Source organism: Nocardia sp. NPDC004151, assembly GCF_042874235.1.
Classification (GTDB): domain Bacteria; phylum Actinomycetota; class Actinomycetes; order Mycobacteriales; family Mycobacteriaceae; genus Nocardia.
The window spans coordinates 583,082-602,253 of record NZ_JBIAMR010000002.1 but is presented as its reverse complement, the minus strand read 5'-3'; the positions used below and the strand labels follow the sequence as shown (position 1 = coordinate 602,253).

General features: G+C 69.2%; 17 protein-coding genes. 8 read left to right on the top strand and 9 right to left on the bottom strand.

The genetic code is table 11. The features are described 5' to 3' along the window. Nucleotides 1-25: 25 nt before the first annotated feature. The 3 genes from ACFYTS_RS06410 to ACFYTS_RS06400 all read left to right on the top strand — a co-directional run bounded on the left by ACFYTS_RS06410 (nucleotide 26) and on the right by ACFYTS_RS06400 (nucleotide 4,596). Nucleotides 26-1,390, top strand: coding sequence for an aspartate aminotransferase family protein (locus ACFYTS_RS06410; protein WP_387301752.1), 1,365 nt, complete (start codon nucleotides 26-28; stop codon nucleotides 1,388-1,390). 34 nt (nucleotides 1,391-1,424) lie between these two features. After that, on the top strand, nucleotides 1,425-2,912 hold the full coding sequence (locus tag ACFYTS_RS06405) for a gamma-aminobutyraldehyde dehydrogenase (RefSeq protein WP_387301750.1): 1,488 nt from the start codon (nucleotides 1,425-1,427) through the stop codon (nucleotides 2,910-2,912). A 271-nt stretch (nucleotides 2,913-3,183) separates the two neighbouring features. Then, a complete protein-coding gene (locus ACFYTS_RS06400; RefSeq protein ID WP_387301748.1) occupies nucleotides 3,184-4,596 on the top strand; it encodes an NAD(P)/FAD-dependent oxidoreductase in 1,413 nt (470 codons plus the stop codon). Here the strand turns inward: ACFYTS_RS06400 and ACFYTS_RS06395 are convergent. Then, nucleotides 4,593-5,033, bottom strand: a complete 441-nt coding sequence (locus ACFYTS_RS06395; protein WP_387301747.1) for a MarR family transcriptional regulator — start codon at nucleotides 5,031-5,033, stop codon at nucleotides 4,593-4,595. The two genes, ACFYTS_RS06400 and ACFYTS_RS06395, sit on opposite strands and share 4 nt — an antisense overlap. A 69-nt stretch (nucleotides 5,034-5,102) precedes the next feature. Here ACFYTS_RS06395 and ACFYTS_RS06390 point away from each other — a divergent pair, with 69 nt between their 5' ends. Then, nucleotides 5,103-5,933 carry an alpha/beta hydrolase gene (locus ACFYTS_RS06390; protein WP_357281418.1) on the top strand — a complete coding sequence of 277 codons (831 nt, stop codon included), beginning with the start codon at nucleotides 5,103-5,105 and terminating at the stop codon, nucleotides 5,931-5,933. A gap of 1 nt (nucleotide 5,934) precedes the next feature. Here the strand turns inward: ACFYTS_RS06390 and ACFYTS_RS06385 are convergent, their stop codons facing one another. Next, complete coding sequence (locus tag ACFYTS_RS06385; protein ID WP_357281421.1) at nucleotides 5,935-7,062, bottom strand: metallophosphoesterase; 1,128 nt, start codon at nucleotides 7,060-7,062, stop codon at nucleotides 5,935-5,937. Between the two features lie 84 nt (nucleotides 7,063-7,146). On the opposite strand from ACFYTS_RS06385, the gene ACFYTS_RS06380 reads away from it, so the two are divergent. Then, a complete protein-coding gene (locus tag ACFYTS_RS06380) occupies nucleotides 7,147-7,623 on the top strand; it encodes an Lrp/AsnC family transcriptional regulator (protein ID WP_357281424.1) in 477 nt (158 codons plus the stop codon). Nucleotides 7,624-7,788: 165 nt separating this feature from the next. Here ACFYTS_RS06380 and ACFYTS_RS06375 read toward each other — a convergent pair whose 3' ends face one another. From ACFYTS_RS06375 to cobA, 4 genes are all read right to left on the bottom strand, one after another. Then, on the bottom strand, nucleotides 7,789-8,418 hold the full coding sequence (locus ACFYTS_RS06375; RefSeq protein ID WP_387301744.1) for a metal-dependent phosphohydrolase: 630 nt from the start codon (nucleotides 8,416-8,418) through the stop codon (nucleotides 7,789-7,791). A gap of 70 nt (nucleotides 8,419-8,488) precedes the next feature. Next, entirely contained in the window at nucleotides 8,489-9,058 is a 570-nt protein-coding gene (locus ACFYTS_RS06370) for a TetR family transcriptional regulator (RefSeq protein WP_357281429.1), read from the bottom strand. 55 nt (nucleotides 9,059-9,113) lie between these two features. Then, on the bottom strand, nucleotides 9,114-10,577 hold the full coding sequence (locus ACFYTS_RS06365; protein WP_357281643.1) for an MFS transporter: 1,464 nt from the start codon (nucleotides 10,575-10,577) through the stop codon (nucleotides 9,114-9,116). Nucleotides 10,578-10,653: 76 nt separating this feature from the next. Next, nucleotides 10,654-11,862: a uroporphyrinogen-III C-methyltransferase gene (gene cobA, locus ACFYTS_RS06360; RefSeq protein ID WP_387302090.1), complete on the bottom strand. Its 1,209-nt coding sequence runs from the start codon at nucleotides 11,860-11,862 to the stop codon at nucleotides 10,654-10,656. Between the two features lie 228 nt (nucleotides 11,863-12,090). Here cobA and ACFYTS_RS06355 point away from each other — a divergent pair, with 228 nt between their 5' ends. Beyond that, nucleotides 12,091-13,056 carry a hypothetical protein gene (locus tag ACFYTS_RS06355; RefSeq protein ID WP_387301742.1) on the top strand — a complete coding sequence of 322 codons (966 nt, stop codon included), beginning with the start codon at nucleotides 12,091-12,093 and terminating at the stop codon, nucleotides 13,054-13,056. Here ACFYTS_RS06355 and ACFYTS_RS06350 read toward each other — a convergent pair. Next, on the bottom strand, nucleotides 13,049-14,407 hold the full coding sequence (locus ACFYTS_RS06350) for a DoxX family protein (RefSeq protein ID WP_387301740.1): 1,359 nt from the start codon (nucleotides 14,405-14,407) through the stop codon (nucleotides 13,049-13,051). The two genes, ACFYTS_RS06355 and ACFYTS_RS06350, sit on opposite strands and share 8 nt — an antisense overlap. A 293-nt stretch (nucleotides 14,408-14,700) precedes the next feature. Between ACFYTS_RS06350 and ACFYTS_RS06345 the strand changes: the two genes are divergently transcribed. Both ACFYTS_RS06345 and ACFYTS_RS06340 read left to right on the top strand, forming a co-directional pair. After that, nucleotides 14,701-15,828, top strand: coding sequence for a phosphotransferase family protein (locus ACFYTS_RS06345; protein WP_357281437.1), 1,128 nt, complete (start codon nucleotides 14,701-14,703; stop codon nucleotides 15,826-15,828). Between the two features lie 11 nt (nucleotides 15,829-15,839). Beyond that, nucleotides 15,840-16,940 carry a hypothetical protein gene (locus tag ACFYTS_RS06340; protein ID WP_357281439.1) on the top strand — a complete coding sequence of 367 codons (1,101 nt, stop codon included), beginning with the start codon at nucleotides 15,840-15,842 and terminating at the stop codon, nucleotides 16,938-16,940. 57 nt (nucleotides 16,941-16,997) lie between these two features. Here ACFYTS_RS06340 and ACFYTS_RS06335 read toward each other — a convergent pair whose 3' ends face one another. Both ACFYTS_RS06335 and ACFYTS_RS06330 read right to left on the bottom strand, forming a co-directional pair. Continuing rightward, nucleotides 16,998-17,366 carry a hypothetical protein gene (locus tag ACFYTS_RS06335; protein WP_387301738.1) on the bottom strand — a complete coding sequence of 123 codons (369 nt, stop codon included), beginning with the start codon at nucleotides 17,364-17,366 and terminating at the stop codon, nucleotides 16,998-17,000. A gap of 349 nt (nucleotides 17,367-17,715) precedes the next feature. Further along, nucleotides 17,716-19,167 carry a DUF222 domain-containing protein gene (locus ACFYTS_RS06330; protein WP_387301736.1) on the bottom strand — a complete coding sequence of 484 codons (1,452 nt, stop codon included), beginning with the start codon at nucleotides 19,165-19,167 and terminating at the stop codon, nucleotides 17,716-17,718. Between the last annotated feature and the right edge of the window lie 5 nt (nucleotides 19,168-19,172).

The following is a 19,172-nucleotide window of genomic DNA, read 5'->3' as shown; positions in this document are numbered from 1 at the left end:
GGCTGACACGATCGAAGGACCTGCGATGACCCTGCCCCATGGCCTGACCCCCGAGGCGGCGCGCGAACGGGCCGCCCGCGCCTACGAACTGGATCGCAAGCACGTCTTCCACTCCTGGTCCGCGCAGAAGTCGTTGAACCCCATGGTGATCACCGCCGCCCAGGGCTGCTACGTGTGGGACGGCGAGGGCAACCGGCTGCTCGACTTCTCCTCACAGATGGTGAACACCAATATCGGACACCAGCATCCGAAGGTGGTGGCCGCCATCCAGGAACAGGCGGCCACGCTGTGCACCATCGGCCCGGCCTACGTCAACGACGCGCGCTCGGAGGCGGCGCGGCTCATCTCCGAACGCACCCCCGGGGAGCTGAACCGGATCTTCTTCACCAACGGCGGCGCGGACGCCGTCGAACACGCGGTGCGCATGGCGCGCCTGCACACCGGGCGGTACAAGGTGCTCGCGCGCTACCGCTCCTATCACGGCGGCACCGAGACCGCGATCAACCTCACCGGGGACCCGCGCCGCTGGCCCAACGATCACGGCAACGCCGGCGTCGTGCACTTCTTCGGGCCGTTCCTGTACCGCTCACAGTTCCACGCCGGCACCGAGGCCGAGGAGTGCGAACGCGCGCTGCGGCATCTCGAGCAGACCATCGAACTCGAGGGGCCGGGCACCATCGCGGCCGTCATTCTCGAATCGGTGCCCGGCACCGCCGGAATCATGGTTCCGCCGCCGGGTTACCTGGCGGGCGTGCGGGAACTGTGCGACCGCTACGGCATCGTGTTCATCGCCGACGAGGTGATGGCGGGCTTCGGCCGCACCGGACGCTGGTTCGCCATCGACCATTTCGACGTGGTGCCCGACCTGATCACCTTCGCCAAGGGCGTCAACTCCGGGTACGTGCCGCTGGGCGGAGTCGCCATCGCGCCGCATATCGCCGCCACCTTCGACGACCGGCCGTATCCAGGCGGGCTCACCTACTCCGGGCATCCGCTGGCCACGGCCGCGGCCGTCGCGACCATCACCGCGATGACCGAGGAGCGCATCGTGGAGAACGCCGCCGACATGGGTGAGCGAGTCCTCGGACCGGGACTGCGCGAACTGGCCGAACGGCACCCGAGCGTCGGCGAGGTCCGCGGCCTGGGCGTGTTCTGGGCCGTCGAACTCGTCCGCGATCGCGCCACCCGCGAGCCCCTCGCACCCTACGGCGGCACCAGCCCGGCCATGACCGAGGCCGTCGCCGCCGCCCGGGCCGCCGGACTGCTGCTGTTCGTGAACTTCAACCGGCTGCACGTGGTCCCGCCCTGCATCATCGGCGAGGCCGAGGCCAAGGAGGGACTCGCGATTCTCGACCAGGCACTGACCGTCGCCGACGGCCATACTGTGTGACCCCCATCCGCGGATTCGATTCTTCAGGAGCGCAGTGAATCAGCAAGACCTGCAATTCATCGGCGGCGCACGGCGATCCGGGTCCGGAGCGCCGCTGTCGATCACCGCGCCGGCCACCGGCGCGGTGATCGCGACGGGTGCGGGCGCGAACGCCGCGGACGCCGCGGCGGCGGTGGCGGCGGCCCGGGACGCCTTCGGGGACTGGGCTGCTCGCACGCCCGGCGCGCGATCGGATCTCATGCACGAATGGGCGCGGGTGCTGCGGGAACGCGCCGGGGAACTCGCCGCCGTCGAAAGCGTCAACGCGGGCAAGCCGATTCGCCTGGCGAGCGAGTTCGACGTGCCCGGCACCATCGACAACACCGCGTTCTTCGCCGGGGCCGCCCGGCAGCTGGAGGGCAGGGCGGCCGCGGAGTACTCCGGCGATCACACCTCCTCGATCCGGCGCGAACCGCTGGGTGTCATCGGGTCCATCGCGCCGTGGAACTATCCGCTGCAGATGGCGGCCTGGAAGATCCTGCCCGCCGTCGCCGCCGGGAACACGGTGGTGCTCAAGCCGTCCGAGCTGACCCCGCTGTCGACTTTGCTGTTCGCGGAGGCGGGCACGGCGGCGGGCCTGCCGCCCGGGGTGATCAATGTCCTCACCGGCACCGGCGGCGCGGCCGGGCAGCCGCTGGTGGAGCATCCCGCGGTGGCGATGGTGTCGTTCACCGGCTCCACCGCCGTCGGCCGGCGGGTGGCGGCCGCCGCCGCGGGCGCGGTCAAACGGGTGCATCTCGAACTCGGCGGCAAGGCGCCCTTCGTCGTGTTCGACGACGCCGACCCCGAGGCCGCCGCGCGCGGCGCGGTGGCGGGCGCGCTCATCAATGCTGGACAGGACTGCACCGCCGCCACCCGCGCCTACGTGCAGCGGCCCTTGTTCGAGGAATTCGTGGGCCGAGTCGCCGAGCTCATGGACCGCGTCACCCTCGGTCCCGTCGAGGACCCCGGCACCGATATGGGACCGCTCATTTCCCGCGCACACCGCGAGAAAGTGCACGGCATGGTCGAGCGGGCCCGCGAATCCGGCGCGAAAGTCGTTCGGGGCGGCCGAATCCCAGCGCGGACGCCCGCCGGGGGCGCGTATTACGAGCCGACCCTGATCACCGGCGCGGCCCAGGATTCCGAGATCGTGCAACGGGAGATCTTCGGCCCGGTCCTGGTGGTATTGCCGTTCGACACCGATGACGAGGCCATCGCGCTGGCCAATGACACCGACTACGGCCTGGCGGCCTCGGCCTGGTCGCGCGACGTGTTCCGCACCCAGCGGGCGAGTCGGGAAATCCGGGTCGGCTGCGTGTGGATCAACGACCATATTCCGATCGTCAGCGAAATGCCGCACGGCGGGTACAAATCTTCCGGATTCGGAAAGGACATGTCCGCCTACGCATTCGAGGAGTACACGAATATCAAGCACGTCATGTCCGATATCACCGGGGCCGCCCGCAAACCCTGGCACGACGTGGTCTTCCAGGCCGAATAACTCTCCACGAGGTCGCGGAAAGGCTTCGATCAGGATTTTCTCCGCATTCCTGAGCTATCCTCGAGGCATCAAGAGGAGGCGGAAATGGACCTGCCGATGATGCCGACCCAGGTGTTGCGGTCCACCCTGCGCATGCCCCGCCGCTCCGAGGATCGCGCCGCCACCAGCTGACTCTCCCGCAAGCCGCCGACTGGTCCCGTCCGGGACCATCGGTGGCCTTTCACGTACCCCGATGCGTGCCGCGCGGTAGGAGAGAAGGAGTTGATCGGCCATGTCGGCCAAGGAGAGCAAACCGTGGGCGTCGGCGCTGGCGGATGCGGCGCCGACGCCGTACTGGACCGACCGGCCCGAACGGCCGGCCCCCACCGATCCCCTCACCACCGCCGTCGACGCGGGGCTGGCCGTCATCGGCGGCGGCTACAGCGGGTTGTGGACGGCACTGCTGGCCAAGGAACGCGATCCGGAAACCGATGTGGTGCTGGTGGAGTCGGGGCTGTGCGGACACGCGGCCTCCGGGCGCAACGGCGGCTTCTGCTCCGCCAGCCTCACCCACGGCCTGGCCAACGGGCTCGAACGCTTCCCCGACGAGATCGGGCAGCTGGAACGACTGGGACGCGCCAACCTCGACGACATCGAGAAAGCCCTCGTCCAGTACGGCATCGACTGCGACTTCGAACGCACCGGGGAACTCGAAGTCGCCACCGCGCCACACGAACTCGCATGGCTGCGCGAGAGCCACGACGCCACCGAGGCGCTCGGCCACCGCACCCAGCTCCTCGACGCCGGACAGGTCCGGGGCATGGTGCACTCCCCCACCTATCTCGGCGGATGGTGGGACCGCGACGGCGTCGCCATGCTCGATCCCGCGCGGCTGGCGTGGGGATTACGGCGCGCCTGCCTGGAATCGGGGGTGCGGATCTTCGAAGGCACTCCCGTGCAACGCCTGTCGAAGTCATGCGGCGGACTGACCCTGCACACACCGCACGGCGAGGTGCGCGCCCCACGGGTCGCCCTGTGCACCAGCGCATTCGCGGGACCGCTGCCCAAGGTGACCCGGCACGTGGTGCCGGTCTACGACTACGCGCTGATGACCGAGCCGCTCACCGCCGACCAGCTCGACAGCATCGGCTGGGGCACCCGCACCGGCGTCGGCGACGCCTCCTACCGCTTCCACTACTACCGGCTGACCAGCGACAACCGCATCCTGTTCGGCGGCTACGACGCGATCTACCACTTCGGCAACCGCATCGCGCCCGGACTGGAGTACAACGAGGCCACCTTCGAGACGCTGGCCCGGCACTTCTTCCAGACCTTTCCGCAGCTCGAGCGGGTGCGGTTCACCCATCGCTGGGGCGGGGTCATCGACACCTGCGGCCGGTTCTGCGCCTTCTTCGGCTCGGCCCACAAGGGCCGGTTGGTGTACGCGGCCGGGTACACCGGGCTCGGCGTCGGCGCGACCCGCTTCGGCGCGGAGGTCATGCTCGATCAGTTGTGGGGCCTCGACACCGAACGCACCCGGCTGCGGATGGTGCGTTCGCGACCGTTGCCGCTGCCGCCGGAACCGTTGCGCTCCGCGGGAATTCACCTCACCCGCTGGTCCCTGGCCCGCGCGGACGCGCGGCAGGGGCGGCGCAATCTGTGGCTGAAGACCCTCGACTACACGGGGCTGGGGTTCGACAGTTAGCCGGCGGTGGCGCCCGCGCGGATGCCCAGGCGAGTCGACAGCAGTTCCAGGGCCGCGAGCACGTCGGCGAGGGCGGCCGGATCGGCGTCGCCCAGGGCCGCGGCGACGGTGTCGTCGATGCTGGTCGCCCGGACCTGCGACACCCGCTCGGACAACTCGCGGGCGGGCTCGAGCAGCGAGCGGCGGCGGTCGTGCGGATCGGTCCGGGCCACCAGTGAACCCGTCTCCCGCAGCCGGGCCACCGCACCCGAGACCGCGCTCTGCGGGAGCCCGGTGCGGGCGGTCACCTCGCTGATGGTGGTGCCCGGGTGTTCGAGCACGTCACCGATGACGACCAGGACCGCCCGGTTTCCCGTGCGCTCGCCCGCGCCGGGCAGGGCCTGCTCCCCCATCTTCATCAGGGCGCGACCCAGCAGGAACAGCTCGACTCCATTCATACGGCGACGATACATCAATTCCGATACATCACTCTTGATACATCAAAAAAGATGTATTATGGTGATGGCATGACCACGATCGAGACCGCCACCCTCCCCGTCGACGGCGCCGAGCTGTACTACGAAATCCGCGGCACCGGGCCGATGCTGCTCATCTCCCAGAGCGGCGAAGGCGACGCGCGCCGCAGCGAGGGCCTGGTGCGGAACCTGGAGAACGAGTTCACCGTCGTCACCTACGACCGACGGGGGCTGTCACGCAGCCGGATTCACGAGCCGAGCCCACGGCCGAGCGTCGCCGCCCACGCCGACGACGTGCACCGGCTGCTGACCGCCATTACCGACCAGCCCGTACTGATGCTCGGGTGCAGCATGGGCGCGTCCCTCGGATTGCACCTGGCCGCAACGCATCCCGAGCAGGTGCACACCCTCATCGCGCACGAACCGGTCTCGCCATGGCTGCTCGCGGCCACCCAGCGCGCACACCACCAGCGCGAACTCGAGGAATGCCAGCAGGTGTGCCGCGCCGAGGGGTGGCGGGCCGCGCTGGCCCCGATGGCCCGCACACTCGGCATCAACCCCGCCGATCAGGAGATCGAGGAGGGTGTGCGGCTGCCGCCCATCACGCCCGAAAGGGCCGCGAACTTCACCTATTTCATCGAGCAGGACTTCACGGCCATCCGCGAGGACCGCCTCGATGTCGACCGGCTGGCGCGGACCAGCACCCGCATCCTGCCCGCCATCGGACGCCGCACCCCGGCGCAGGTCTTCGACCGCCTGTGCGCGTTCGAACTGGCCGAACTGATGGGCGTCGAGGCCACCGAATTCCCCGGCGGCCACAACGGCAACCTGACCCACCCGGCCGCCTACGCCGAAACCGTTCGGCGACTGGCGGATCGGTAGCTCAGCGCGGAGCGCGCAGGATCAGCAGGGTGATCTCGCTCGGGGCGAACAGGCGCAGCTGCGGACCCCAGAAGCCGGTGCCGCGGCTGGTGTAGAGCTGGGTGCGTTCGCCGTGGCGGCTCAGGCCCGCCACCACCGGCTGCTCCAAGCGGACCAGGTAGTGGAACGGCCAGATCTGACCGCCGTGGGTGTGGCCCGAGATCTGGAGGGCCACATCCGAAGCCACCGCGTCGGCGACCTGGCGGGGCTGATGCGCCAGCAGGATCACCGGCAGATTCGGGTCCGCGCCGGCGAGGGCGGCGGGCAGATCGGGGCCGTGGCCGCTCAGGCTGGTGCCGGTCGGGTCGTCGATGCCCGCGATCACCAGGCTGTCGCCATCGCGGGTGATGACCTCGTGCTCATTGCGCATGGGCCGCCAGCCCAGGCCCGCCATGTGCTCGATCCAGCCGGGAGCGTCACCGAAGTACTCGTGATTGCCGGTGATGTAGAAGCGCCCGTACTCGGCCTCGACCTTGCCCAGCGGATCCACCTGCGCGCCACGCTTGGCCACCGAACCGTCCGCGAGATCGCCCGCGTGGCAGGCGATGTCGGGGCGCAGGGCGTTGACCTCGGCCACCACCTTCTCCGACCAGCGCAGCCGGTCCGTCGCGGCGAAATGGGTGTCGGTGACCACGGCCAGCCGGAAGCCGTCCAATCCGGCTCCCAGGCGCGGAATCTCGACCTCGACGGTCCGCACCGTCGGCACCTTGCGGGCGCTGTAGATCGCGTACGCGGTCAGCACCACCGCGACCGCGAGCACGCCCGCGGCCACGATCCGGGAGCGGGCCGGATCGTCCACCCCGGCCACCGCCAGGCCGCCGCGCACCACCGCGCCGATCGCCGACCAGCTGAACACCACCCACATCACACCCAGCAGGGTGTCGCCCACCAGGGCCGCCGCATCCGACTGCCGGGGCCCGTGCCCGAGCAGCATGCCCGCGGGCAGCGCCAGGTATCCGAGCAGGAAGACCGCGGTGCCGAGCCAGAACGCCGCACCGGAGAGGGTGGTGTAGACCAGCAGCCACCACGGGAGCAGGAACAACAGCGCGGGTACGCAGAGGAACAGAACCGCGCGGGGAACGTACTTCACGGGAGATCATCCTTGTCGGACCGAATGCCGCCGGAGAAGGCGTGCTCTCCAACGTACCGGGTTTCTCGGGAAGGATGATCACACGTGACCGACCAGACCTCCGGACGCGGCGCCCCGCACCTCGACGACATCTCCAAACGCATCATCACCGAACTGCAGGAGGACGGGCGGCGGGCCTACGCCACCATCGGCAAGGTGGTCGGGCTGTCCGAGGCGGCGGTGCGGCAGCGGGTGACCAAGCTCGCCGACGCCGGCGTCATCCAGATCGTGGCCGTCACCGACCCGCTGCAGGTCGGACTGTTCCGGCAGGCCATGCTCGCCATCACCGTCGACGGGTCGGTACAGCCGGTCGCCGACGCGCTCGCCCTGATCGACGAGATCAACTACGTGGTGATCTGCGCCGGACGCTACGACATCCTCTGCGAGGCCGTCTGCTCCGACGACGAAGCACTGCTCGACCTGGTCTCCCACCGCATCCGCGCGCTGGCAGGCGTCCGCCACGCGGAGATCATGGTCTACCTGAAACTCCGCAAACAGACCTACAGGTGGGGCACCCGCTGAGCCCGACTGCCGACAAGCCGGGCCGTCAGCATGGCCGGCCGACCCGAATCTGCGCGCCTGGCACAGCCGATGGACGCACCCGGCCGGCCGACTCGTGGGCCTCGCCGCGACCCGCGGGCGCGGCCCGTCCACCCATCGGCTCGGGCGGCCGATCCGCGAACGCCGCTATTCGACTGTGAGCGAGGCCATTTCGGCGGCGAGGTTGGCGCGGGCCGCGGCCTCGTAGCGCCGCAGTGCGGTCGGGGTGCGGAACAGGGCGGGGCCTTCCGCCAGAGCGGCCAGGACCGCGGCGCGGCCCTGGCGGAACAGATCATCGGGGACGTGGGCGTATTCGGCGCGGACGGCCGCGGTGTAGGCGGCGTATCCGGCCGGGTCGGCGGCGAGGATGGCCAGGTCGGCGTCGCAGAGGACCGCGCCATTGCGGTCCGCCGGGGCCGGGTGGTGGCCGCCGGTGAGGCGGACCAGGCGGGCGACCTCGGCGACCCGGCCGGGCGCGACTCCCAGTGCGGGCAGGGTGGTTTCGGCCAGACGGGCGCTGGCCTCCTCGTTGTCGGTGCCGTCCATGGCGTACACCGCGTCGTGGAAGAACGCGGCGTAGCGGACAGCGTCCAGGTCGTCGGCGTCCGCGGCCAGGTCGTCGATGACCGCGAGCATGGCGGCCAGGTGTTCGACGGTGTGATAGCGGCGGTGCGGCTCGCGATAGCGGCGGACCAAGTCCTCCCCCACCGCCCGCGCCTGCGGCCCGGCCAATGTCGTCCAGCGGTCCAGCAGTTCCGTGTCCAGGCTCATCCCCATCCGGGCAGTGTGCCGAAAACCCGGGCCGGTGAAAACCCCTCGAGAACGGTGGCTTTCACCACTCGGCGGGTCAGGTCGGGGACAGGTAGCGCTGGATGGTGGGGCCGATCTCGGCCACGATCTGCTCCTGGGTGAGCGCCACCACCGGCGGCAGCCGCAAGATGTAGCGGCACAACGCGAGTCCCAGCATCTGCGCGGCGATCAGGCCCGCGCGGTGCGGTGCGTCAGCCGGGTCGCCGAAGCCCAGCACCGCGGGCATCAACTGCTGGGCGAAGATGCGCCGGGTGCGTTCGGCCACCGCCTCATCGGTGAGCGCGGACCGCAGCAGGGTCAGCAGGATCTCGCTGGTCGGCGGCTGCTCCCACAGTTCCAGGAAGCGCGCCGCCAGCAGGCCGCCCACCGAATCCGGCTCGGCCGCACCGAGATCCGGCAGGGCCAGGTCGACATCGAGCGCGGCGTCGAACAATCCGTCCTTGTTGCCGTAGTACCGCATCACCATCGACGGATCGATGCCCGCGTCGGCGGCGATGGCCCGGATGGTCGCCTTGCGGAAGCCGTCCTCGGCGAACCGTTTGCGCGCCGCCTCGAGAATCGCCGCGCGGGTGGCGTCCGAGCGCCGGGGACCCGTCTCCACAGTCATGCCCACAAGTGTAGGCCAACACGCGTTGACACCCAAGCGGCCCCGGACGCCCGGCTCAGTTCTTCTGCGCCTCGTCCTGCGCGTGCTGCGCCTGCGCCAGCTGGGCGGGCGTGTACCGCAGCGTCAACGCCAGCAGGCCCATGACCGCGGTGCCGATGGCGCACACCAGCAGCACCAGGGTGTAGCCGCTGCCCAGCGCGTCGATCTGATGGTGGGTCATCGCGCTCACCTTGCCGGTCGCGCCCTTGTCCAGCGACAGCGTGCGGGACAGGGCGACCGGGCTCAGGATGCCGACCGCGAACGGCGTGCCCATGTTCATGAACATCTGCCCCACCGCCGACAGCGGCCCGATGTGGGCCATGTCCACCCCGACCAGCACACACAGCGGCAGGATCACGATGCCGATACCGATGCAGAAGCCGACGATCGACATCATGACCAGCAGTGTCGGGAAGTAGTCGGCCGAACTGTCCAGGGTGGAACCGAAATACAGCGCGCCCGAGAGCACCACGGCCGCCGCCAGCAGCAGCCAGCGCGCCTTCACGTACATGCACGCCTTCGACGCCACCGCGGTGCCGATACCCGCGCCCAGGGTGAACGGGATGCTGGCCAGACCGGCCTGCAACGGGCTGTAGCGCAGCACGTTCTGCAGGAACTGCGCCACGAAGAAGGTGGTCGCGCCGAGCACGCCGGAGGTCAGGAAGATAGCGATGAACGTGATCACGCGGTCGCGGCTGTCGAACAGCGACCACGGCAGCAGCGGGTTCTCGACATCACGCTCGGCCAGCACGAACACCACCAGCAGCACCAGACCGCCGATCACCGAGCCCAGGATCACCGGACTGGTCCAGCCCAGCTCGGGCCCCTCGGTCGCGCCGAACACGATCGCCACACACGCCAGCGTGCCCAACACCGCGCCACGCACATCCATGGACATGCGCTGGTGCACGGTGTCACGCAGCTGGGTGACCGCGCCCCACACGATGAGCAGACCGATCGGCACATTGATCCAGAAGATCCAGCGCCAGTCCACCTGGGTCAGCGCGCCGCCGATCACCAGACCGCCGACCGACCCGACACCGACCATGGAACCGAAGATGGCCACCGCCTGGTTGCGGGCCGGACCGGGCGCGTAGGTGCTCGCCACCAACGCGAACGCCGTCGGCGCGGCGATGGCCGCACCCGTGCCCTGCAGCGCGCGAGCCGCGATCAGCCACGCCTCGTTCTGCGCGGTGCCGCACAGCGCCGAGGCCACCGTGAACAGCGCGACACCCGTGATGAGCATGCGCTTGCGCCCGAACGAGTCACCGAGCCGCCCGCCCAGCAGCATGAGCCCGGCGAAGGGCAGACCGTACGCGGTCACCGTCCACGCGCTGCCCGCGTTGGACAGACCCAGCTGCTCCTGTAGTCGGGGCAGCGCCAGGATCATGACCGTGCCGTCGAGCACGACCATCAGCTGCAGCCCGCTGAGGACGAGAATCGCGAGCCCGAACGCCCGCTTGGTCACCGGATACTGCATCGTCGCAGCGGGGTTATCGAGCACGGGCCCACTCTAGAGGATGCAGTGACCGGGGCAACCGTCCTCATCACGCGCGTCAGGAGTCGGCCAGGTCCGGAGCTCCGGCGGTGAACCCCGCGGTGGGGCCGATCACGATGATGGCCGGCGGACGAATGCCCTGGGTCCGGACCCGTTCGGCGACCGTGGCCAGGTCGGCGCGCAGGATGCGCTGGGTGCGCAGGCTGCCCTCCTGGATGACGGTGACCGGGGTGTCGGTCGCGCGGCCGCCGGAGATCAGGGCGTCGGCGAACTTCTCGATCCGCTCGACCGCCATGAGCAGCACGATGGTGCCGCGCAGCCGAGCCAGGGCGGGCCAGTCGACCAGGGAGTCCGGGTGGTCGGGGGCGACGTGGCCGCTGACCACCACGAACTCGTGGGTGACGCCGCGGTGGGTGACCGGGATACCGGCCAGCGCCGGAACCGAGATGGCGGAGGTGACGCCGGGAACCACCGTCACCGGGATGCCCGCGTCGACGCACGCCTCGAGTTCCTCGTAGCCGCGACCGAAAACATAGTTGTCGCCGCCCTTGAGCCGGACCACGAACTTGCCCGCCTTCGCGCCCTCGATGAGCGCGGCATTGATGTGCTCCTGCGCCATGGCCCGGCCGTAGGGGATCTTGGCGGCGTCGATGACCTCGACATCGGGGCCCAGCTCGGCCAGCAGCTCCGGCGGCGCGAGCCGGTCGGCGACAACGAGATTCGCGCGGGCCAGCAGGCGGCGGCCGCGCACGGTGATCAGATCCGGGTCGCCGGGGCCGCCGCCGACCAGGGCCACGCCCGGGGTGACGGGGGCCGAATCATCGGTCACCACACCGGATTGCAGGGCCTCGAGCAGCGCGTTGCGGACCGCGGCGGAACGGCGGTGCTGCCCGCCCGCCAGCACACCCAGGGTCATGCCGTCGTAGCGGGCGGTCGCCGGGGTGACCGCGGTGCCCAGGCGGGCGGTGTCGGCGCGCACGCAGAAGATGCGGCGGCGGGTCGCCTCCGCGACGACGGCGGCATTGGTGTCCGGTTCGTCGGTGCAGGCCATGGCGTACCAGGCGCCGTCCAAGTCGCCGTCGGCGTAGGCGCGCAGCTCGATGGTCAGCTGCCCCATGGTGCCCATGCCCTCGACCGCCGGAGTGACCTCGCGGCTGATCACGTGCACGTCCGCGCCGGAGGCGATGAGCAGTCCGAGCCGCCGCTGCGCGACCGTGCCGCCGCCGACCACGACCACGCGACGGCCGTTCAGATCGAGGCCGACCAGGTAGTTCGGGTCACCGGTCTCGGCCCGGGACGCGGGAACCGGCTGGTCATCGGGGGTGGCTGCGGGGTTCTGCACAAGGATTCAGGGTACGGCGTGCGAGGCCGCGCACGACAATCGCCTGGCGTCCGTGCAGCAATCGATAGGAAGTTCACGATCCGCGCGGACAGCACGCGGCGGTCCGCGTAACTTGCGACGGAACCGGCCCGACAGTTCTTATGCTGAATAGCTATGACACGCAGGGTCGTCGTGGTCGTTCGCAGTCTCCTGCTCGCCGCGCTCCTGGCGCTCGGCCTCACCCCGGGCACCGGCCACGCGGATCCGCCTGTGGAGAGCGCGTATTCGCAACCGGGCCCCTGGCAGGTGACCGAGCGCACGGCCTTCACCTGCTGCGATTCCACCGGAGCGGCCTACGACATCTGGTATCCGACCGACCTGGGGGCCAAGGGGTTCCGGCATCCCATCATCACCTGGGGCGACGGCACCGACGCGCACCCGGGCCAATACGCCTACCTGCTGCGGCATTTCGCCTCGTGGGGGTTCGTGGTGATCGCCACCGAGAACGCCGCCACCGGCTCCGGCGTGGACATCGCGGGCGCGGTGGACAAGCTGCTGAGCCTGGCCGCCGACCCGGGCAGCGTGTTCCACGGCAACCTCGACCCGGATGCGGTCGGGGCCGTGGGACATTCGCAGGGCGCGACCGGAGTCCTCAATGCCATGGCGCATTCCGGCGGCCGGATCACGACCGCGGTGCCGATCGAACTGCCGATCCAACTGCTGTGCGTCTTCGGCGTGTCGTGCCCCGATATCCGGGCGCTGACGGCGGGCTCGGTGTTCTTCGTCAACGGCGCGGCCGACACCGTCATCTCGCCCTCGGACCAGATGCTGCCGTCGCAGGCCATCGGGCTGGAGTCCGTGCGGGCCTACTACGACGCGGTGCCCGCCGGCATCCCGAAGGCGTGGGGCACCCTGGTCACCCCGAATCACAATGACGTGCAAGGCCAACCGGATTGCGCCCGCGCGGCCTGGCCGTGCGCGATCGGGGTGCACGGGTACCTCGGGTATCCGACGGCCTGGCTGGCGGCCCACCTGCTGGGCCGGACCGACGCCCAGCAGGCCTTCGTACGGGGCAGCGGCGAGTTCCTCGCGCCGAATCCACTGTGGGACAACCAGTGCAGCACCGTCGGTGTCAACTGAACCGCGGCACGTCCTGGACCAAGTGAATCCCGCCTTGCCGCAATCGGATATCGCTCTCGTCGACCCGTTGCAGGGTGACCGTCACCGGATGCCCGGACACATCACCGGTCAGCACCAGCCGCTCGAATTGCGGGCGCTCGAAAGTGAAGGTGGCCAGCGGCCGCGGCCCGTCCGAGCCCGCGCCGCCGGGCGCGAGCAGCGCCAGCGTGTGCGCGGACGCGTCGATCTTCGCGCCGACCGTGGTCAGCGTGTCGTCCATCGACTGATAGGAGGCCGCCTCGGGGTTGTCGAACACCAGTCGCCGCCACCGCGTTTCGTCGGTCACCAGCGGCGGCACGGTCTGGCCGTCGCGAGTGAACTCGGTGACCGTCCAGATGCCGTACAGCTCCGACTGCGGCCGCCCCGGACCCCACTCGTGGTAGGCCCGGGTCTGCTGCACCACCTGCGCGATCAGGAACCAGGCGAGCAGCGCCACCTGCCCGATCGCGAGGATCCGGCGGCCCCTGGCGCTCGATACCGGCTCCGGGGTGTCCGCGGGTCCCGCCGCCCGGCCGGTGAGCACCGCGGTCAGGCGCCGCGCCTCCGGGACCAGCAGCATCAGGCACAGCAGCACGAGATGGAACGACAGCAGCTTGACCGGGATGTCGAACGTCATGTTCAGCACCCACACCTGCGCCATGCTCACCAGACTCAGCAGCACGCCCGCCAGCGTGGTGCGCGGCAGCAGCAACAGGACGCCGCCCAGCACCTCGGCCCCGCCCAGCAGCATTTCGTAGACCGGCGAGGTGCCGACCTGCAGCCACAGCATGGACGAGTGGGTGACGTTGCCCAGCGGCTGGACCAACGCGTCCAGCGGCGGCACCGGCATTTGCGTCGGAACGAGTTTGGCGAAGCCGTAACCCAGCATCTGCCCGGCCAGGCAGAGCCGGATGAACAGCAGGAACCAGCCCGCGAGGCGGCGGTATTCGGTGCGGCGGCGGTCCAGCACAGTCCAGACCAGGGTGCCGGCGACGGCGACCACCAGCACACAGAAGACCAGCACCCACAAATAGCCTTGATCGCCGCTGCCCGATTGCGGATTCAGGGCGACCTCGGCGCCGAATACGGTCCGCCCGACCCATTCGATCGGCGCGTGATACCAGTTCACCATCGTGATCTGGGTATTCTCCGGCAGCCATTCCGCGATGACGCCGAGAAAAGCGAAGATCGGCTGCGGATAGAAAACGCAGAACAGTCCGAAATAGAGAAAGCCGAATCGGAAGAGAATCCGGGTGGCCGGTTTCCAGCCGGCGCGCTCCCCCGGCGGCCGCGCCGCCAGATCGGTTCCGTCCTCGGCCGTCAGCAGGCTCATCCCACATCCCCTCGTCGTCGATCCGGACCTTCGACGCTAGGTTCCGGACCCCGCCCGGCGCCTCCGTGAAGACCCTGAGCCGACCCGGAATATGCCTAATCGGAAGTCCTCCCAAGGGATTACGGGACAGCACGAGTCAACACCCCCGACCAGCCGTCATCCCGGTCAGCGGTACTGCTTACACCAATCGCCGAGAGCGCTTCCCACCCCCCACTAGAACCGGTTACATTTTGGGCACGTGTTACTCAGACCACACGGCCGCCGCCGATGCTGGTGCGCTAGAAGGGACGGCAATGTCCGCCGACGACCTCAATGAGAAATGGGAATTGACGGTCTCCGACCGCGATGACGACGAGCTCGCGACCAGATTGACCCAATGGCTGTCCACCAAGGTCGAATCGGACACCCCGCCGCGGGTCACCTCGCTGACCCATCCCCAGGCCGGCGGCATGTCCAGCGCCACACTGCTGTTCGACGCCGAATGGACCGAGAACGGTCAGCCCGCGGGCGGCTCCTTCGTCGCCCGGCTCGCCCCCGAGGCCGATTCCTTCCCGGTCTTCGAGAAATACGATCTCGGCGGCCAGTTCGCCACCATGGCGGGCGTCACCGAGGCCACCGACCTGCCGATCCCGCCGCTGTGCTGGTACGAGGCCGACGAGAGCATCCTCGGCTCGCCGTTCCTGGTGATGCGCCGCGTCGGCGGCCAGGCGCCGGCCGACAACCCGCCCTATGTGTTCACCGGCTGGCTCTTCGACGCCACCCCCGAACAGCGCATGGAGATCACCCGCAACACCGTGGACGTGATCGCGCGCATCCACGCCATCGACAAGCCCGCCGAGCGGTTCCCGCACCTCGACGGCGACGGCCCCGCGCTGCGCCGCCATCTCGACGCCCAGAAGCGCTGGTATGCCTGGGCTCTCACCGACGACGGCTACAACATTCCCATCCTGGACCGCGCCTTCCAGTGGCTCGAGGACAACTTCCCCGAGCACCCGAGCGCCGACGTGCTCAGCTGGGGCGACGCCCGCCCCGGCAACATCATGTTCGAGGGCCTCACCCCCAACGCCGTGCTCGACTGGGAGATGGCCGCCATCGGCCCGCGCGAGCTCGACGTCGCCTGGACCCTGCTCATCCACCGCTTCTTCCAGGACATGGCCACCAAGTACGGCCAGCCCGGCGTGCCCGACTACATGCGGCGCTCCGACGTCGAGAAGCTCTACACCGAGGCCACCGGCCACACCCTGCGGGACCTGGACTGGTACCTCACCTACGCCGCCCTGCGCCACGGCGTCGTGATGGCCCGCATCTGGCGGCGGATGATCCACTTCGGCGAGACCACCGAACCCGAGAACCGCGACGAATTCGTCATGCACGCGGATCTGATCGAAACACTGCTCGACGGCACGTACAACTGGGATTGAGAGACGAGGACATGATCGGTCCGCTGGACGAATACCCCATCCACCAGACCCCGCTGCCGATGGCGCGGGTGGTGAGCAGTGATCGGAACTTCTACGACCGCAGCTACTACAACGCCATCCAGACCGGCGGCGACACCATGCTCATCACCGGGTTCGGCGTCTACCCGAACCTGGGCGTGACCGACGCCTTCGCGACCGTGCGCCGCGGCGACACCCAGCGTGCGGTGCGGTTCTCCGACGCGCTCGAACAGCGCGGCCTGGACCTCGCGGTCGGCGGCTACCGCATCGAGGTGATCGAGCCGCTGCAGAAGCTGCGCGTGATCTGCGAGCACGACGACCTGTCGTTCGACCTCACCTGGGAGGGCGCGCACCCCGCGGTCGCCGAGCAGCCGCACACCATCATCACCAAGCTGCACCGGCCCATCATCGACGCCCAGCGTTTCGCCCAGGTCGGAACCTGGTCGGGCACACTGAATGTCGACGGTGACGACTTCGCCATCGATCCCGCCGTGTGGTGCGGCACCCGCGACCGCTCCTGGGGCATCCGGCCCGTCGGTGACGCCGATCCGGCCGGGCGGGTCGCCGACGAGCCGTCCGAGGGCTTCTGGTGGCTGTACGTGCCGCTGAAGTTCGACGACTACTCGATCATCGTCATCGTGCAGGAGGAGCCCAACGGCTTCCGCACGCTCAACGACGCCACCCGCGTCTGGCACGACGGGCGCGTCGAGCAGCTGGGCTGGCCGCGTGTGCATCTCACCTACAAGTCCGGCACCCGCATCCCGACCGCGCTGCGCCTGGAACTCTCCACGCCCGACGGCAAGCCCCTGGAAGTCGAGGTCGAGGCCGGAACCTTCATCGCGCTCAACGCCGGCTGCGGCTACGGCGGCGACCCCGACTGGCTGCACGGACAGTGGAAGGGCCGCGACTGGTCCGAGAGCAAGCTCTACGACCTGACCGATCCCGCTGTGGCCGGGCGGATTCCGTTCGGCGTCATCGACCACGTCGGCAAGGCGCGCTGCGGCGACGACGAGGGCTGGGGTTTGTTCGAGCACGGCACCATGGGCCGGCACGATCCGACCGGATTCGCCGATTGGGGTTCTGTCGCGCCCTGATCGCGTGAAGTCGCAGCCCTCGCCGATACCCAACCAGTCGGCGGGGGCTGCGGCGTGTCAGCCGTTCGGCCACCAGTAGTGGTAGACGACGTAGAGGCTCAGGAGCAGGCCGGGGAAGAAGATCAGCGCCCCGATCGGGATGCTCAGGGACGGCCGCCAGCCGCGTCTGCGGGCCATTCGCCCCAACTGCCAGGTGACGGCTCCGCCCGCCGCCCACACGTACATCGGGAACGCGCCGATGGTCAGGGTGATCCACGGCGGGCAGGGGTGCCGCCAGCCGCAGTAGGCGGGGACGCCGTCCAGATCGCTGATGATCAAGAACGTCAGGAAGGCCGAGCCGCAGAAACCCAGGATGCCCCAGAAGCGCCACCAGGTCAGGAAGGTGCGCCAGCGGTCCGGGGTGAGGGTCAGGGTGGGGTCGGCCACATGGCAAAAGATAGAGAAGAAAAGGTCTGAGGCCAAAGACCGAAAGCGGCAAAGATCAAAAGACGCCTGGAGAAGGAAGAGAGGTGGCCGAGCTTGCGAGGCCCCTCGCCTACCAGCCCCCGCACGGCTCGGCCGTGCAGCATCCCGGAGCAAGACCGTCCAGCATCCCGGAGCAAGAAGGGGTGAGGGGTTGGGGTTCGGGCTCGAGCAGGTGATGCGTGCGGTCCGTGGGCTGGGATCGGCGGGAAGCGGATCTCAGCCCGGCGACAGCCCCAGTCCGGCAGGGCAGGCGAGGCGACCACGCTCCCCGTCGCTTTGCGCACGCCAGCAGGGCACGAGCAGCCGGGAATCACGCTGCCCGCGAGCGCCACGTTCGGCAACTGGAATCGATGGCAGCGGCGATCGCCTGCCCCACGTGATGACGATCGTTCACGCGCGGCGTGCCGGTGGGATCAAGACTCTTCGGTGCAATCCACCCCGTCCGGCCGGGGAACGGTGAATCTTTACCCATCACAACGGTTTTCCAACCATCCTGGCCGTCATTGATCAGCGCGTGGCAGTGATCGCACGCCAGGGTCAGGTTGGTGATGTCGGTGGGGCCGCCCTTGGCCCAATCATTGATGTGGTGGGCGGCGCACATGTTGGCGGGTTGTTCACAACCCGGGCGAGTACAACCCTTGTCCCGAGCCAGAAGCGCCAATCGTTGGGCGCGGTTCGCGGTACGGCGGGAGCGCCGCAGGTAGAGCGGCATCCCGTCGCCGTCGAGGACCGCGATCACCGGGCGGGTTCCCTCGGCCATCTTCAGGGCCTCGTTGATCGAGATCTGGGTGCCCGACGCGGTGGTCGCAACCCCGGTCCCGTTCTCCAGGTCGGTCAGACTCATGGTCAGCACGACCTCGACCGGCAGCCCACGGTGCATGCCCAGGGTCCGCATGTTCACACCCGGCTGCACCAACGCCAGCAACGCGTCGTGAGTCCGCTGCCCCGCGTCACGACGGTCACGACGCGCGGCAGCATCGAGGATGCTGTCCGCGATGAACCCACCTGTAGCGGAAGGGCTTTCGGGGTCCTCGACGTTGCACATGCCGGGACGAGCGAGCTTGGCGAACACCGCATCCAGGCAGGCACGCAGTTCGGGGGTGATCCACCCCTCGATGCGCGTCATACCGTCCACACCGGGACGGCACAGGGTGATCCCGCGACGGCGACGACGATCAGCGTCCGACACCACTTTCCCGTCGGGATCGAGGCTGGCGAGGATGTCGCGGCCGATCTTCAACAGATCATCGGGCCACCCATGACGCGAGTAGTCGACGAGGATCTGTTCAGCCTCGGCCCGTGCCTCGGCAGGGACATCGACGGGCAGGTGGTTCATCACGTCCATGATGTGGCGCACGTGATCGCGGGAAATGTCCCCGGCCGCAAACGCTTCGGCCGTCACCGGCAGCACCGGCGGCGCGACGTGGCCGGTCTGCTGCACGAATTCGCCGCAGTGGTGAGTGATCTTCACCCGCACCGACGCGTCATACCGCGACAAGCCGAGGGTGTGGCGCAGGAACGGCACCATCTTCCCCGCGCCACTGCGTGAATGCAGCGACCGTTCTCCGGCTTCGATGATCAAACGGGTATCGAGTGCGGCGAGCTGACGCTTGCAGGTTTCGAGCTGCCGCATCAACAACACGACATCCTCATCAGAGAAGTCGGTCATCTTCCCACCCTGCAAGGATTCCGAAAGGGTCGAGACCGCGGCCGCCAGTTCAGCGATACCGCAGTCGTCGAGTGTCACCCCATTCGAATCCATGCCCC

Excerpts from the sequence above, each read along its gene's own strand:
- ACFYTS_RS06410 (WP_387301752.1), top strand. The coding sequence starts at position 26 with ATGACCCTGCCCCATGGCCTGACCCCCGAGGCGGCGCGCGAACGGGCC.
- ACFYTS_RS06400 (WP_387301748.1), top strand. The coding sequence starts at position 3,184 with ATGTCGGCCAAGGAGAGCAAACCGTGGGCGTCGGCGCTGGCGGATGCG.
- ACFYTS_RS06395 (WP_387301747.1), bottom strand. The coding sequence starts at position 5,033 with ATGAATGGAGTCGAGCTGTTCCTGCTGGGTCGCGCCCTGATGAAGATG.
- ACFYTS_RS06390 (WP_357281418.1), top strand. The coding sequence starts at position 5,103 with ATGACCACGATCGAGACCGCCACCCTCCCCGTCGACGGCGCCGAGCTG.
- ACFYTS_RS06375 (WP_387301744.1), bottom strand. The coding sequence starts at position 8,418 with ATGGGGATGAGCCTGGACACGGAACTGCTGGACCGCTGGACGACATTG.
- ACFYTS_RS06370 (WP_357281429.1), bottom strand. The coding sequence starts at position 9,058 with ATGACTGTGGAGACGGGTCCCCGGCGCTCGGACGCCACCCGCGCGGCG.
- ACFYTS_RS06365 (WP_357281643.1), bottom strand. The coding sequence starts at position 10,577 with ATGCAGTATCCGGTGACCAAGCGGGCGTTCGGGCTCGCGATTCTCGTC.
- ACFYTS_RS06355 (WP_387301742.1), top strand. The coding sequence starts at position 12,091 with ATGACACGCAGGGTCGTCGTGGTCGTTCGCAGTCTCCTGCTCGCCGCG.
- ACFYTS_RS06350 (WP_387301740.1), bottom strand. The coding sequence starts at position 14,407 with ATGAGCCTGCTGACGGCCGAGGACGGAACCGATCTGGCGGCGCGGCCG.
- ACFYTS_RS06345 (WP_357281437.1), top strand. The coding sequence starts at position 14,701 with ATGTCCGCCGACGACCTCAATGAGAAATGGGAATTGACGGTCTCCGAC.
- ACFYTS_RS06340 (WP_357281439.1), top strand. The coding sequence starts at position 15,840 with ATGATCGGTCCGCTGGACGAATACCCCATCCACCAGACCCCGCTGCCG.
- ACFYTS_RS06330 (WP_387301736.1), bottom strand. The coding sequence starts at position 19,167 with ATGGATTCGAATGGGGTGACACTCGACGACTGCGGTATCGCTGAACTG.